Source organism: Rhodococcus sp. Leaf225 (genome assembly GCF_001426145.1).
GTDB lineage: Bacteria > Actinomycetota > Actinomycetes > Mycobacteriales > Mycobacteriaceae > Rhodococcoides.
In genome coordinates this window covers 1-14,973 of sequence record NZ_LMRN01000025.1, presented here as the reverse complement: position 1 = coordinate 14,973, position 14,973 = coordinate 1, and the positions used below count along the sequence as shown (strand labels likewise).

Sequence of the window (14,973 nt, the reverse complement as noted above, 5' to 3'; positions counted from 1 at the left end):
CTCGCTGTGACTGGTGGTGCAAATGTTACTGGAGTCGCCTCAGAACATGCGACAGCCCCGGACACCGTCGCCGAAGCGAGGGCCGGGGCTGTCGACTACCGAGCTGACTCAGCCGATGTTGGCACGCAGGTCGGGCATCATCTGCACGATCTGATCGAACCAGTAACCCCACCGGTGCGTTCCCTGCGCGGGGAAGCTGTAGGTGACGTTGTTGGCGCCGATCGAGGCCATGCGGACCTGGAACGCGCGGCTGTTGGCAAGCGCCAGAGCCTCGAGGCCCATGCCGTTGGCGGTGTTGTAGTAGTCGAGCAGCGAGCCCGGGCGGTCGTAGTTGCCCGGGAGGCCGCTGGCGGCCGAGACCCAGACACGCGTGCCGTTGTCACGCAGACGCGGCGCGAAGACGAACGGGTCGTTGCGGAGCCACGCCGGGTTCCAGGGCGGTCCCCACATGCTGTCGACGTTGTAGCGACCGGCGTCGAGCATCGCGACGCGGATGGCCTCGCGCATGCCGGGCGCCGAGATGTTCAGGTAGCCGGACAGCGAGCCGGCGTAGCTGAACTGGTTCGGGTGGTACGCGGCGAGCGTCAGCGCAGCGCTGCCGCCCATCGACAGACCGACGATGCCGTTGTTCTGACGCGAGAAGCCGAGGTCACCCGCTGCGAGACGGTTGGGGAGGTCCTGCGTCAGGAACGTCTCCCACTTGTACGTGATCTGCTGGCCGTTGAAGTTCGACGGTGCGTACCAGTCGGTGTAGAAGCTGGACTCACCGCCGACCGGCTGGACGACGTTGATGTTGTTGTCCGAGAGGAACGAGCCCGCATTGGTCTCGTGCTCCCAGCCGCTGATGTCCGGCGTCGCGCGGAGACCGTCGAGGAGGTACACGACCTTCGACGTGTTGCCGTCGGCGGCGCGCCAGACGCGACTCTTGATCGGACCCATGGACGAGTCGGACCAGACGTCGAATCCGGCACGGATCTCGGCGTTGGCAGTGGCTCCGGTGCCCACGACCGCGAGGCCGAGGGGGATGGCGGCGGCCATCACGACGGAGACGAGGGCCTGACGCATACGTCGGCCCACTCGGGGGGTGCGCAGGCGTGAAGCCTTACGCGGCAGAGCGCTGTCGTCACCAGCGACATCGGTAACGGACCCGTCACGCATACATTCGGCCTCTCACAGTTCCGTGCAGCCGGACGGCCGCACCGCTTCGTCGATCGATATCCGGTCACGCTCCGAGGAAGACCTCGGAACCTGAACCATCGGTCTCGTCTTCCGCGCACGATCGCCCCGCGGGCGATCCTGCACGTCGACGCACATCATCTACACATATCTCCGCCGACGGAGACAGCGTTACACAAACGAGATGCCGGAATCCAGCCGGGACGTCGAAATCGGAATACTCACGACACCGAAACGCCATGACCCGGTGATCTCACTGTGACGCGGATCTCACTTGCCGCACATCGTCACGATGCGGGCCGCTCCGGGGGCATCTCCAAATTACACCGTTGTATTTCGTACTTCGGCACCCGGTCGAATCGGTACCCCGCGAGATCCAACGAGTGCTTGAAGTTCTGCACGAATCGGGCCCGCGTGAGCTCCGAACGGTAGGACGTCAGCAGTTCCTGCGTCTCCGGACAGGTCAACGCGACCTGCGCCTGCTCCACCCATTCCTCGTCCAGATAGAACGGCAGGAAGGGATGCACGTCCACCATTCCGGTGTCCGCGACCACCCAGTCCGTGTACAGGTTCTTGTCGTGTCCGATGCGGCCGTTGTCGAGCCGTTCCGTGTGCGCCGCCAACGGATACGCCAGGCCCATCTGATCCAGCACCCGGACGTCGAGCCCCACGTTCATGCTGGTCATTCCCAAGTTGAGGAAGTAGACGACGTGCTCGTCGCCGCCCTCGGGAATCGGCAGGGGCGGCGGCACCACGTCCCAGTAGGTGAACTGCGCGGACGGCAGCAACAGACCGCCGTCCGGCGTGTTCTCGATGGTCTGCACCATTGCCCGCATGCGCGGGTAGTCCAGGTAGTCGCTGGCCAGGATCGGATGGCGGTGGCCGGTGTTCTCGGAGTAGAAGGCCCGCTCGTCGACGATGCCGCTACGCCCGACCGTCGTGCCCTGCGGCATGCCGGTGGTGGTGGCCGCGAAGACCGCCCAGACGACCACGCCGAGCCACAGCGCGACGCACGACACCAGCGCCACGATCCCGCGCCGCAGCGGGATCGGCACGACGGCGACCGGGAGCAGCAGCAGGAACAGCGCGGGGAGCAGAGTGCGGCCGTGCATGAAGTCGCCGCCAACTCGCACCGCGTACACCGTGGAGATCAGACCCGACACGAGCGCGAAGACCACCACGGCGCTCGGCGTCCGGATCCGCGAGACCAGTCCGGCGAGACCGCTCGGCGCCTCGCCACGGCGAGCCGCACCGGGCCCGATCCGGGTGGCGGCCAGTGCCGCGGCCACGACGACCAGCACCGCGGGCACCCACAGGGCGTAGGGCCCCACGAGGTTCCACAGATACGTCGAACCCTGCGCCCACTTGGCACCGCCGGCGTCCTTCGACACCGCGGTGTTCGGGTACGGCAGCGCGTAGTAGCCCATGCGCCAGATCTGGTAGCCCACCGGGAGCAGACCGGCGACCACGACGACGGCGCCGCGGCGGATCCATCCCGACGTCGCGACGACGAGCATGAGGAGCGCGAGGCCGCCGACGATGACGAGTTCCGGACGGACGAGGGGCGACAGTCCGCCCCAGAACGCGATGACGAGCACGAGTGCCGTCGACGGGTTCTCCACCCGTCGGTCCGCCCACCGGAGCATCAGCCACCACAGGACCGCGATCCAGAAGATGACCAGGCACGACTCGAGGCCGGACGTCGCGAAGTCGCGTGCCGGCGGTACGGCGATGTAGACGAGCGCTCCTGCGGGGAGCACGAGCACCGCGCGCCCGGCGTACAGGCGTGCCGTGCCGATCATCGCGACCGTGACGGCCGCCGTCGTCAGCACGAGGGCGATGGTCAGCACCACGTACTCGAGGCGGACACCGCTGAGCCAGGAGAAGGCGTACACGACGTAGGTCCAGGCGGCGCTCGTGTTGGTCTCGACGCGCTCGCCCGCGTTGAATACCGGCCCGTTGCCGGCCAGGAGGTTGCGGACCGTGCGCAGCACGATCAGTCCGTCGTCCGCGATCCAACGGCGGTCCCAGGCGCCCCAGAAGGTCAGCACCGCGACCACGGCGATACCGGCGACGCCGGTCGCTCGGGCCCACCCGGGCGTTCCCACCCGGTCCTCGGCCCGCGACTGCTCGTCGCCGGTACGTTCTGTCAGTTCCTCATGCGAGGTAGACAGCGACACCCACCACTCCGATCCACACGATGGCGAGCATCTGGAGCACCCGGTCCCCGAGTGCGATCTCCTCGGGCTCGCCCGCTTCGCCACCGTCCACGTCCACTGCGTACCGCAGGATAGCGACAGTGAAGGGAACCATCGAGATGGCGAAGAGGGAACTGCCGTTCTTCGCGTCCTGGTCGAAGGCCCACAGTCCGTAGCAGATGACGACGGCCGTGGCGCTGAGCGTCCACACGAACCGCAGGTAGGTGGTGGTGTAGTTCTCCAGCGACTTGCGGATCTTGGCGCCGGTGCGTTCGGCGAGCTGCAGTTCGGCGTACCGCTTGCCGGCTGCCATGAACAGCGATCCGAAGGCCATGATCAGCAGGAACCACTGCGACAGCGGGATGTCGGCCGCCACGCCGCCCGCGATCGCGCGCAGCAGGAAGCCGGACGAGACGATGCAGATGTCGAGCACCGCCTGGTGCTTCAGGCCGAAGCAGTACGCGAGCTGGACCGCGATGTAGACGCCCATGACCACGGCGAGGTTCCAGTTGGCCAGGAACGAGAGCCCGATCGCGCCGCCGAGCAGCACCACCGCCATCGCGAAGGCCAGGTTGACCGGGAGGACACCCGCCGCGATGGGACGGAATCGCTTGGTGGGGTGCGCCCGGTCCGCCTCGACGTCCATCGCGTCGTTGACCAGATAGATGCCCGACGCGGCCATGCAGAAGACGAGGAACGCGAGCGCGACCGGCAGGAGCACCGAGCTCTCGGTGACCGAGCCGGCAGCCAGGGGCGCCGCCAGGACCAGCACGTTCTTGACCCACTGGCGCGGGCGCACCGCCTTGACGATGCCCGTGGCCAGGTTCTTCGGGGGCGCGCCGACGACGGCGGGTTCCTCGCTCATGCTGCTCCTGCTGTCGTGGCCGCTGCGTCTCCGCCGGTCAGGCCGAATCGGACCGCCGCGTTCTTCTCGGCTCGCACCGTCGCCGCCGCGGACAGCGCGCCGAGCGCGGAGCCCACGAGTACGTCGGAAGGGTAGTGAACACCGAGCACCAGGCGCGACACCAGCATCGCGGGCACCAGCACCGGTGCCACGGGCAGACCGCTCGCGCGGCCGATCAGCAGCGCCGCGGCCGTGGTGGACGTCGCGTGCGACGACGGGAAGCTGAACCGGCTGGGCGTGGAGACGCCGACGCGCACGGACGGATGGGTCGGGCGCCGACGCCGCGAGATGCGCTTGACGACGATCGACGCCGCGTGCGCACCGACGGCACCGACCGCGACCGACGCCCACTGCTCGCGCCGCGCCGAGTCGACCACGGCACCGATACCGCCGATGGCGATCCACCCGAGGGCGTGCTCACCGAAGTGCGACATCCCCCGAGCGACACGCACGGCGCCCGGCAGTGACCCGACGCTGCCCTGCACCGCGGTGAGGACCCGCAGGTCGGTTCGAACCAGGTTGTCAGTTCGGATAGGAGAAGACACGTTCCCAACGCTCCTTGCTGGTGAGTTCGGGCACGGCGCGACGGTACCGGTCGGACAGCTCGGGGAAGCGCGACGCCAACTCGCGGCGCAGCGAGAGCGCCTCTCCGAGCAGCGCGGAGGCGATCTTCGGATCCCGCTTGCGGTACACGACGCCGCGTCCGTCGGCGGTGGTGACGGTGACACCGTCGACCTGCGAGAGCAGGTACCAGCGCGCATCGAGCGTGGGCACGTTGAGCTGGGGACGGTCGTGGTGCTGCCGCTGCGCACCTCGGGCGTTGTGGATCAGGCCCTTCGCCAGCCGGGACACCTTGGCCACGGCGCCGACCGGCTCGGCGACGGCGGGTACGTCCGCGCCGCTGGCCGGCGGGAGCAGCGTCGACGACGGGACGACCACGGCGTCGGGGTACTGCCTGCGTACCCGGTGCACCTCGGCGAGCGCCGTCGGCAGGATGTCCATGATGTGCTCGGGGCCGGCGAGGAAGTCGCGGATCGCCATGTTCTGGATCGCGACCGTGGAGTACTCGAGGCACAGCAGATGCTTCATCGTGGCCTTGACGGTGTTCACCACGAGGCCGCGGGCGGAACCCGGGGAGTGCAACGCCGCCACCACGAGGCGGTTGCGCAGGTGGAAGTACGCCTGCCAGTCGATGGCGTCGTCCTTGTCGCTCCACGCCATGTGCCAGATCGCGGCCCCCGGGAGAGTCACCGTGGGGAACCCGGCCTCGCGGGCTCGCAGTCCGTACTCGGCGTCGTCCCACTTGATGAACAGCGGCAGCGGCTGACCGATCGTCTCGGCGACCACCCGCGGGATGAGGCACATCCACCAGCCGTTGTAGTCGACGTCGATCCGGCGGTGCAGCAGTGTCGACTCGCGGAGCGGCTTCTCGGCGAAGTCGTGGTCGTACTCGACGTTCTGGGCGCCACCCCACATGAAGATGCCGGTGTCGATCTTCTCGCCCATCACGTGCAGGTGACTTCGTGCCTGCAGGTTGAGCATCTGGCCACCGACGAGTGTCGGCACCTTCGCGAAGCGGGCCATGGCGAGCGCCCGCAGGATCGAGTCGGGCTCGATCTCGATGTCGTCGTCCATGAAGAGGATGTGCTCGGCGTCGGTGTTCTCGAGTGCCTCGTACATGATCCGGCTGTATCCGCCGGATCCACCGAGGTTGGCCTGGTCGTGGATGCTGAGGAGATCACCGAACGCGGCCGCGGCATCGTCGAATCCGGGCTCGTCGCGCACCTTGCGGGTGCCCTGGTCGGGCACGATGACGGCGTCGACGACGGCCATGACCAGTGGATCGGACGCGATCGCCGTCAGCGCCTTCACGCAGTCCGTCGGCCGGTTGAACGTGGGGATGCCGATGGCCACGGACGCGCGTCCGGGCGCGTCGACGGGTGCGAACCACCCGGCGGACCGCACCTCGACGTCGGTGTCCGTGGTGACGTCGAACCAGATCCATCCGCCGTCCTCGAAGGGACCGAGCTCGACGACGAACTCGAGAGTCGTGACGTCGCCGTCGACCGTCGTCGCGTCGTCGGTGTCGCCGCCCTGGACGTGGATCCGGGACCCGTCCGCCTTCGAGCGGTAGACGTCGACGCGGCAGTGGCCGATCAGCTCGACCCGCAGGACGACGGAATCCAGCGTGCTCCACCGTCGCCAGTAGCTCGCCGGGAACGCGTTGAAGTACGTGCCGAAGGAGACCTCCGACTCGGATCCGATGGACACCGAGGTGCGAGAGAGCGAATGCGCGCGGCGCGGGTTGGTGCGGGCCTCGTCCGTGTACAGGGTGCGGACGTCGAGCGGCTCACCGGCGCGCGGGAGCAGGATGCGTTGGAGCAGCGACCGCCCCAGCAACTGGTCCTCGCTCACGCCGAATCACCCAGTGGAGCACCGGATTCGAGGTGGGGGCGCAACGTGTTCTCGAACGTGGTGAGCGCACTGGCGATGGCCATGTGCATGTCGAGGTACTGGTAGGTGCCCAGTCGGCCGCCGAACAGGACGGAGTTCTCGGCCGTCTCCTGCTTGGCGCGAGCCCGGTAGGCCGCCAGCTTCGCGCGGTCGTCGGGAGTGTTGATGGGGTAGTACGGCTCGTCTCCCGACTCCGCGAACCGGGAGTACTCGCGCATGATGACCGTCTTGTCCGCGGGGTAGTCGCGCTCGGGATGGAAGTGCCGGAACTCGTGGATGCGCGTGTAGGGCACGTCCGCATCGTTGTAGTTCATCACCGGGGTGCCCTGGAAGTCACCGGTGTCGAGCACCTCGGTCTCGAAGTCGAGTGTGCGCCAACCCAGTTCGCCCTCGGAGTAGTCGAAGTATCGGTCCAGCGGTCCCGTGTAGACGATCGGCGCGTCCGGGCTCTCGGCCCGGAGTTCGTCACGGACGTCGAACCAGTCCGTGTCCAGACGGACCTCGATGAGGTCACTCTTCGCCATGTTCTCGAGCCACGCGGTGTAGCCGTCGACGGGCAGACCCTCGTGGGTGTCGTTGAAGTAGCGGTTGTCGAAGGTGTAGCGGACCGGGAGCCGCGCGATGTTGCCCGCGGGAAGATCCTTGGGATCGGTCTGCCACTGCTTGGCGGTGTAGTCGCGGACGAACGCCTCGTACAGCGGGCGGCCGATCAGCGCGATGGCCTTCTCCTCGAGATTCGCGGCGTCCTCGACCGAGATCTCGCTGGACTGCTCCTCGATGAGCGCGCGCGCCTCGGCGGGAGTGAAGTAGCGGCCGAAGAACTGGGAGACCAGGCCCAGGCCCATCGGGAACTGGTACGCCTGGCCCTTGTGCAGGGCGAACACGCGATGCTGGTAGCCCGTGAACTCGGTGAAGCGAGTGACGTACTCCCACACCTTCTCGTTCGACGTGTGGAAGAGGTGGGCGCCGTACTTGTGGATCTCGATGCCGGTACCGGGCTCGGGTTCGGAGTAGGCATTGCCTCCGATGTGGGAGCGCCGGTCGAGCACGAGCACTCGTTTTCCCAGTTCCGCGGCACTCCGCTCGGCGATCGTGAGGCCGTAGAAACCGGACCCCACGACGATCAGGTCGTACCGTCCTCGCGAAGTATCAGTCACGGGTGACCAGGGTATCCGACGCTGTGTAGTCGTCCCGCAACCCGCACGTCGACCCTCCCGGCGGGCGAATCGTTCGAACACCTGGCCGAACCCTCTACTTGAGGTTGATGGTTGGTGTTTCTGTGGTTAGTGTGGCGCTTGTTGCGCATCATCTATCACATGAGTCACATCCGTCACATGTGACGGTGATCGCGGGGCAACGTCTACCAGGGGAGAAATCGTCTTGCACCGTCGACCGAAGCCGTCACTGATTCTGGGTGTCGTCGCCGCACTCGCGGTCACGAGTCCTGTCGTGGTCTACGCCGTCGGGGACAGCACCACCGGAGTGCGCGCGGCCAACGACACGACCACCGTCGTTCCCACGCAGATCGCCAAGCTGGCGCTCGCGAACGCACCCGACATCGTCATCCCCGTGAAGGAACTCACCGGGCTGGATCTGCCGGACATCGACCTGGGGTCGCTGCGCGATCTGTCGCTGCCCGACTCCTTCGAGATCCCGTCCATCCCCGGACTCACGGTTCCCGAGGTGCCCGCCGCGTCGCCCACCGATCCGGCAGCCCCCGCGCCGTCCGAGGTGGACGGCTCGCAGGACGGCGCCGTGGTCAAGGAGGTGTCCCAGGACACCCCCTTCAGCATGGTCGCGCTGACGGCCGACCAGCTCGGCTCTGCGGTGGCCCGTGTGCGTGCCCAGCTCGACGACGGTTCCTGGGGTCCGTGGAACGAGACGCAGTCCATCGACACCGGTCGCACCGATTCGGACGTGCCCGCCGTCGCCAACGGCACGGAGCCCATCTACGTGGGCCTGACCAAGCGCGTCCAGTTCCTGCTGAGCCCCACCGTCCCGGCCGGCGCCGTGCTGAACCCCGCCGACCCGGCCTTCCCGGTCGAGCCGCCGGCACCTGCTCCCGAGGCGGCACCGGCACCCGAGGCGGCTCCCGCTCCGGACGCGGCCGATCCCGTCGCGCCGGCACCCGAGCTCGGCTACGTCCCGGCGTCGTCGTCCCGCCCGCTACGGGCCCAGCCGATCGCGAACGCCCTCGCGGACGCGACCGCCGTGCTCATCACGCCCGGCACCTCGGCGGCCGACAGCACGCTGAGTGACATCGCGACCCCCGTCGACGGCTCCGGCCCCGCCGTGATCACCCGCGCCCAGTGGGGAGCGGACGAGTCGAAGCGCTGCGGTTCGCCCACGTACGACGACTCTCTCGGCGGCGCCACGGTGCACCACACCGCGGGCAGCAACAACTACAGCAAGGACGAGTCCGCCGGCATCGTCCGGGCGATCTACGCGTACCACGCGCAGACACTGGGCTGGTGCGACATCGGTTACAACGTGCTGGTGGACAAGTACGGCCAGGTGTTCGAGGGCCGCGCAGGTGGCCTCGATCGCAACGTCGAGGGCGCGCACGCAGGCGGCTTCAACGAGAACACCATGGGCATCGCGCTGATGGGCGACTACAGCTCGGAGCAGCCGACGCAGGAGTCGCTCGACGCTGCCGGCAAGTTCCTCGGGTGGCGTCTCGGCAAGGCCGGCCTGGACCCGAAGGGGACCACCACGATGACGTCGGAGGGCACGCAGTACACGTTCGTTCAGCAGGGCCGCTCGATCGATCTCCCGGTGATCTTCGCGCACCGCGACGTCGGCAACACCGAGTGCCCGGGCGACGCCGCCTACGCACGTATGGACGACATCCGGTCCATCGCGGCAGCCAACCTGAACGGGACCGGCACCCCGACACCGGCGGAGCCCGGTACCGGGACCTCGACCGACGAGGGCCTGGTGGCGCCGCCCGTCGCCGCTCCCCCGAGTGTCGACGCGTCGTCACCGGCACCCGGCAACACGCTGACCGGGCTCGTGTCCGAACTCCTCGCGATGGGCGTCCAGAACCCGATCGTGCAGAAGTGGGTCGCCGAGGGCGGTGAGTCGGGTCGACTCGGCGCCGCCCTGACCGGACTGCTCCCCGCACCCGAGGGACAGACCCGCGCGGACTTCGCCAACGGATCGATCTACACGACGCCCACCGGCCAGGTGGTCTCGGTGCTCGGCCAGATCTTCAAGCAGTTCGTCGCCATGGGCTCGGAGTCCGGATCTCTCGGACTCCCGACGTCCGACGAGTACCGCATCCCGAACGGATGGCAGTCCGACTTCGAGAACGGGTCGCTCTCGTTCGACGAGATCACGGGCATCGTGACGACGGTCGTCAAGACCTTCACCGACACGTACACCGCGGAGATGAACGCCGGCGCGCCGGTGGACGCTCCCGCACCGGCCCCCGAGGCTGCCCCGGCTCCCGAGGTAGCGCCCGTCGGCTGATCGTTCTCTAGCTCCACCACCGTTCGAGCACGCGGGCGACGCCGTCGTCCGCGTTGCTCGTGGTGACCTCGTCGGCCGCGGCGATCGCAGCAGGGTGCGCATTGCCCATCGCGACGCCGTGGCCGACCATCGTCAGCATCGGCACGTCGTTCGGCATGTCTCCGAAGGCGATCATCTCGGACGCGTCGATGCCGAGAGTGCGCGCGATCTCCAGCAGTCCCGACGCCTTCGACACTCCGGGCGGACTCAGTTCGATCAGCCCGTTGTCGGTCGAGAAGGTCACGTCGGCGAGGTGCTCCACATGGGACGTCAGCGCGGCCGCCATGTCCCCGCTCGTCATCGACGACTGCCGGATCAACAATTTCACGGCGGGGGCGGACAGCACCTCCTCCGAGGACGTCTCGGTGTTGTCGGGGTTGAGCCACGCGTGCTCGTAGCCGGGAGAGCTCACGAACTGCGGCGTCGCCGCGTCGTGCGCGCTGCGGCCGACCCGCTCCACCGCGAGGCCGCACCCGGCGATGAGGGACTCCGCAAGAGCGGCCAGCTCGGCCAGATCGGTCACGCTCAACGTCCGCGCCGACACGACCACGTCGTTCTCGCTGTCGTAGATCACGGCGCCGTTGGCGCACACGGCCATGGGCGCGTGACCCAGCTGCTCGACGATGGGCCCGATCCACCTCGGCGGTCGACCCGTCGACAGCACGAAGGTGTCCCCGGCCGCCACGACGGCGTGCACCGCGCCCTTCGTTCGAGCCGTCACGCGCTCGTGGTGGTCGATGAGCGTTCCGTCGACGTCCGATGCGACGAGCCGCGGCCGTCCGGTCTCGCCGGGAGTGACGGGTCGCTGTGTGGGCTGCATCGGTCAAGTTTGCCCGACGGGGTTCCGCGACGTCTCCAGCGACGCACGAATATGGCGTGGAGGACGCGATCGACCGGCCGTAGTCTGACGTCCTGTGTCCCATCTCGAACTGTCCGACGTCGACTACTTCCTGCCCGACGGCCGCCAACTGCTGGACGGCGTGTCCTTCCGGGTCGGTGACGGCGCCAAGACCGCACTGATCGGACCCAACGGCACCGGCAAAACCACCATCACCCGCATCGTCGCCGGTGACGTGCCGCCGGACGAGGGGAGCGTGACGCGCTCCGGAACGCTCGGGGTGATGCGGCAGTTCGTCGGCCAGGTGCGCGACGAGTCGACGGTGCGTGACCTCCTGCTGTCCGTGTGTGCGGAGCCCGTCCGTACGGCCGCTCGGCGACTGGACGACTCCGAGAACGCGATGATCGAGCACGACGACGAAGCGACCCAGATGGCCTACGCACAGGCGCTGTCCGACTGGGGCGACATCGGTGGGTACGACCTCGAGCCGTTCTGGGACGAGGTCACCATGGCCGCGATGGGCACCTCGTTCGAACGCGCGAAATGGCGGGCCGCGTCCACGCTCAGTGGCGGCGAGCAGAAGAGGCTCGTGCTCGAGGCACTGTTCGCGGGCAACGATCAGCTGCTGCTGCTCGACGAGCCCGACAACTACCTCGACGTGCCGGGCAAGCGGTGGCTCGAGCGCACCATCGCCGCGTCGGACAAGTCGGTGCTGTTCATCAGCCACGACCGAGAGTTGTTGTCCACGGCCGCGACTCGCATCGTGACACTGGAGCCGGGGATCAACGGCGCCTCCGCGTGGGTGCACGGCGGCAGCTTCTCCACCTACACCGAGGCACGCGAGAAGCGGAACGCGCGACTCGACGAGTTGAAGGCGCGGTGGGACGAGGAGCGGGTGAAACTGCAGGCGCTCGTACTGCGGTTGCGCGAGAAGGCGAAGTTCAACGACGGTGTGGCCTCGCGCTATCAGGCGGCCCGGACGAGGCTCGCGAAGTTCGAGGAGGCGGGCCCACCCGAGGCGGTGCCGCTCCGCCAGAACGTCGCTGTCCGGCTCACGGGAGGACGGACCGCGAAGCGTGCACTCGTGTGCACGTCACTCGAGTTGACCGGACTCATGCAGCCCTTCGACACGGAGATCTGGTACGGCGACCGCGTGGCCGTACTGGGCTCCAACGGGTCCGGCAAATCGCACTTCCTGCGGCTGCTCGCGGCCGGCGGAACCGATCCCGACCTCGAGCACCTCCCTGTCGGTGAACTCGACCTGGCACCCGTACCGCACACGGGCACAGCCACTCTCGGTGCGCGGGTCCGCCCGGGACTGTTCGCTCAGACCCACACCCGTCCCGACCTCGAGGGCAACACATTGCTGGACATCCTGCACCGCGGGACCTCGCACCGTGACGGGATGGGACGGGAGGCCGCGTCCCGCGCACTGGACCGCTACGGGCTCTCCCGCCAGGCGGAGCAGAGGTACGACGACCTCTCCGGTGGTCAGCAGGCACGGTTGCAGATCCTGCTGTTGGAGCTGTCCGGCGCCACAATGCTTCTCCTCGACGAACCCACCGACAACCTCGACCTCGAGTCGGCCGACTCCCTGCAGGACGCGATCGTCGCGTTCGACGGAACCGTGGTCACGGTGACGCACGACCGATGGTTCGCTCGGAGTTTCGACCGGTTCCTCGTCTTCGGGGCGGACGGTCGGGTGTACGAGTCGGGTGAACCGGTGTGGGACGAGGGCCGCGTGGCACGCGCTCGATGACACCCCGGCGGACGTGACGATTCGGACACGGTGAGGCGCGTGCAACGCCGTGCGTGCGAGTCGCGCCGTTAATGTCGGGACACATCTCGGCACGCGAAAGGGTGACTCGGCGTGGACATCATGGAACCGGTACACGGAACGGCCTACCTGCTGTCGGTCGCGGCCGTCGCCGTGGCCGTCCTGCTCTTCCTCATCATGAAGGTGAAGCTCCACGCCTTCCTGTCGCTCGTTCTGGTGAGCATGGTGACGGCGGTCGCCGCAGGCATCCCGCTCGCGGACGTACCCGACACACTCCTCTCGGGCTTCGGAGGGACACTCGGCAACGTCGCGTTGCTCGTCGCGCTGGGCGTGATGCTCGGCCGGCTCCTCGAGAAGACCGGTGGTGCCCAGGTTCTCGCGGACACCCTCATCGCACGCTTCGGTGAGAAGCGCGCTCCCTTCGCGCTCGGCGTCGCGGCCTTGATCTTCGGGTTCCCGATCTTCTTCGACGCCGGTCTCGTCATCTTCCTGCCGATCATCTTCTCGGTGGCGCGGCGCTTCGGCGGATCCGTCCTGCTCTACGCGCTGCCGACAGCCGGCGCCTTCGCGGCCATGCATGCGATTGTGCCGCCGCACCCGGGACCCGTGGCAGCTGCGGACCTCATGGGCGGAGACATCGGCGTCACTCTCGTCGTCGGGCTCCCGGTCGCGATCATCGCGTGGTTCCTCGGTTCCTACCTGGTCGGCACACGCCTGGGTCGCCGGTTCGTCACCAGCCCGGCCGCGCTGTTCGCCGATGCCGCCGACGACCCCGACGCTCCTGCCGTCGCGCCACCGCGCTTCCTGGCCGTCCTCGGACTGCTCCTGTTCCCGCTGATACTCATCTGCCTGAACACCGGTGTCTCGACGCTGCAGACCGCCGGAATCGTCTCGGAGGACGCCGGATGGGCGGACGCACTCATTCTCCTGGGGCAGACACCCGTCGCTTTGCTGCTGACGGTGCTCCTGTCACTCGTGGTCCTGGCACCCGGACGGTTCTCCGTCTCCAAGGCCACGTCGCTCATGGACGACGCCCTGGGCCCGGTGTGCGCGATCATCCTCATCACGGGCGCCGGCGGAATGTTCGGCGGAGTTCTTCGCGCCAGCGGCATCGGTGCGTCTCTGACGGAGTCGCTGTCGGATCTCGGGTTCTCGTTGATCGTGCAGGCGTTCCTCATCGCGGCGGCTCTCCGCGTCGCGCAGGGCAGCGCGACGGTCGCGCTGACGACCACTGCCGGCCTGGTCTCGGCTCAGGTGGTCGAGCTCGGGTTGGGTAACTTCGACATCGCACTGCTCGTGTTCGCGATCGCTGCGGGAGCCACCGTACTCTCGCACGTGAACGACTCGGGTTTCTGGCTCGTCAGCCGATTCTTCGGCATGGACGAGAAGACGACTCTGAAGACTTGGACGGTCATGGAAACGACATTGGGACTCGCGGTCTTCGCGCTCGCCTCACTGCTCTGGGTGGTGTTCTGACGTGACGGACCACGCCGACGGCATTCCGAGACACATCGTCGTGATGGGTGTGTCGGGGACCGGGAAGACCACCGTCGGCAGCGCACTGGCGACGACACTGGGGAGCACCTTCATCGAGGGCGACACTTTTCATCCCAAGGCGAACATCGACAAGATGTCTGCAGGCCACCCGCTGAACGACGACGACCGTCGACCGTGGCTCGCCGCGGTAGCAGGTGAGATCGAACGAGTGGCAGGCGAGGGTGGAACGTCGGTGACGGCCTGTTCCGCCCTGACGCGGCGGTACCGGGACTGGCTGCGCGGGGGCTGTCACGATCTGTTCTTCGTCCATCTGCAAGCGGACTACGACACGCTTCTCGACCGCATGTCGCGCAGGAAGCACTTCATGCCCCCGTCTCTGCTGCAGTCGCAGTTCGACACCCTCGAGGACCTCCAGGCGGACGAGCACGGCGCGGGAGTGCCGGATGTCGACGGCGTCGAGAAGGTGGTGGCAGCTGCCGTGAAGGCAGTGGGCGCCTCCCAATAGCACCATGCCGGCCGGCGGGGGGCACGGCGAAAGACCTTATGCCGGTGCATGACCCGTGAATGCAGAAAGCCCCCCGACCGGTGGTCGGGGGGCTTTCTGGGAAGGGTTGTTCGG

At 67.9% G+C, this 14,973-nt stretch carries 11 protein-coding genes; 4 read left to right on the top strand and 7 right to left on the bottom strand.

Annotated elements, in window-relative coordinates:
• Window positions 1-108: 108 nt before the first annotated feature.
• From ASG69_RS18360 to glf, 6 genes are all read right to left on the bottom strand, one after another.
• Window positions 109-1,065, bottom strand: a complete 957-nt coding sequence (locus ASG69_RS18360; protein WP_231476482.1) for an alpha/beta hydrolase — start codon at window positions 1,063-1,065, stop codon at window positions 109-111.
• A gap of 398 nt (window positions 1,066-1,463) precedes the next feature.
• A complete protein-coding gene (gene zomB / locus ASG69_RS18355; protein WP_321163703.1) occupies window positions 1,464-3,284 on the bottom strand; it encodes a flagellar motor control protein ZomB in 1,821 nt (606 codons plus the stop codon).
• A 49-nt stretch (window positions 3,285-3,333) separates the two neighbouring features.
• Entirely contained in the window at window positions 3,334-4,239 is a 906-nt protein-coding gene (locus ASG69_RS18350) for a decaprenyl-phosphate phosphoribosyltransferase (protein WP_027507272.1), read from the bottom strand.
• Window positions 4,236-4,781: a phosphatase PAP2 family protein gene (locus ASG69_RS18345; protein WP_056444193.1), complete on the bottom strand. Its 546-nt coding sequence runs from the start codon at window positions 4,779-4,781 to the stop codon at window positions 4,236-4,238. Before ASG69_RS18345 ends, ASG69_RS18350 begins: the two co-directional genes overlap by 4 nt.
• A gap of 19 nt (window positions 4,782-4,800) precedes the next feature.
• Complete coding sequence (locus ASG69_RS18340) at window positions 4,801-6,693, bottom strand: glycosyltransferase (RefSeq protein WP_027507271.1); 1,893 nt, start codon at window positions 6,691-6,693, stop codon at window positions 4,801-4,803.
• Window positions 6,690-7,889, bottom strand: a complete 1,200-nt coding sequence (gene glf / locus ASG69_RS18335; RefSeq protein WP_231476480.1) for a UDP-galactopyranose mutase — start codon at window positions 7,887-7,889, stop codon at window positions 6,690-6,692. Before glf ends, ASG69_RS18340 begins: the two co-directional genes overlap by 4 nt.
• Window positions 7,890-8,112: 223 nt before the next feature.
• On the opposite strand from glf, the gene ASG69_RS18330 reads away from it, so the two are divergent.
• Window positions 8,113-10,203 (top strand): N-acetylmuramoyl-L-alanine amidase, encoded by a 2,091-nt coding sequence (locus ASG69_RS18330; protein ID WP_056443096.1) that lies wholly within the window; start codon window positions 8,113-8,115, stop codon window positions 10,201-10,203.
• Window positions 10,204-10,210: 7 nt separating this feature from the next.
• Here the strand turns inward: ASG69_RS18330 and ASG69_RS18325 are convergent, their stop codons facing one another.
• Window positions 10,211-11,062, bottom strand: a complete 852-nt coding sequence (locus ASG69_RS18325) for a Cof-type HAD-IIB family hydrolase (protein WP_056443093.1) — start codon at window positions 11,060-11,062, stop codon at window positions 10,211-10,213.
• A 94-nt stretch (window positions 11,063-11,156) separates the two neighbouring features.
• Here ASG69_RS18325 and ASG69_RS18320 point away from each other — a divergent pair, with 94 nt between their 5' ends.
• From ASG69_RS18320 to ASG69_RS18310, 3 genes are all read left to right on the top strand, one after another.
• Complete coding sequence (locus tag ASG69_RS18320) at window positions 11,157-12,839, top strand: ABC-F family ATP-binding cassette domain-containing protein (protein ID WP_056443089.1); 1,683 nt, start codon at window positions 11,157-11,159, stop codon at window positions 12,837-12,839.
• Window positions 12,840-12,950: 111 nt separating this feature from the next.
• Complete coding sequence (locus ASG69_RS18315) at window positions 12,951-14,333, top strand: GntP family permease (RefSeq protein ID WP_027507266.1); 1,383 nt, start codon at window positions 12,951-12,953, stop codon at window positions 14,331-14,333.
• Between the two features lies 1 nt (window position 14,334).
• Window positions 14,335-14,859, top strand: coding sequence for a gluconokinase (locus ASG69_RS18310; protein WP_414891357.1), 525 nt, complete (start codon window positions 14,335-14,337; stop codon window positions 14,857-14,859).
• The last annotated feature ends 114 nt before the right edge of the window (window positions 14,860-14,973 follow it).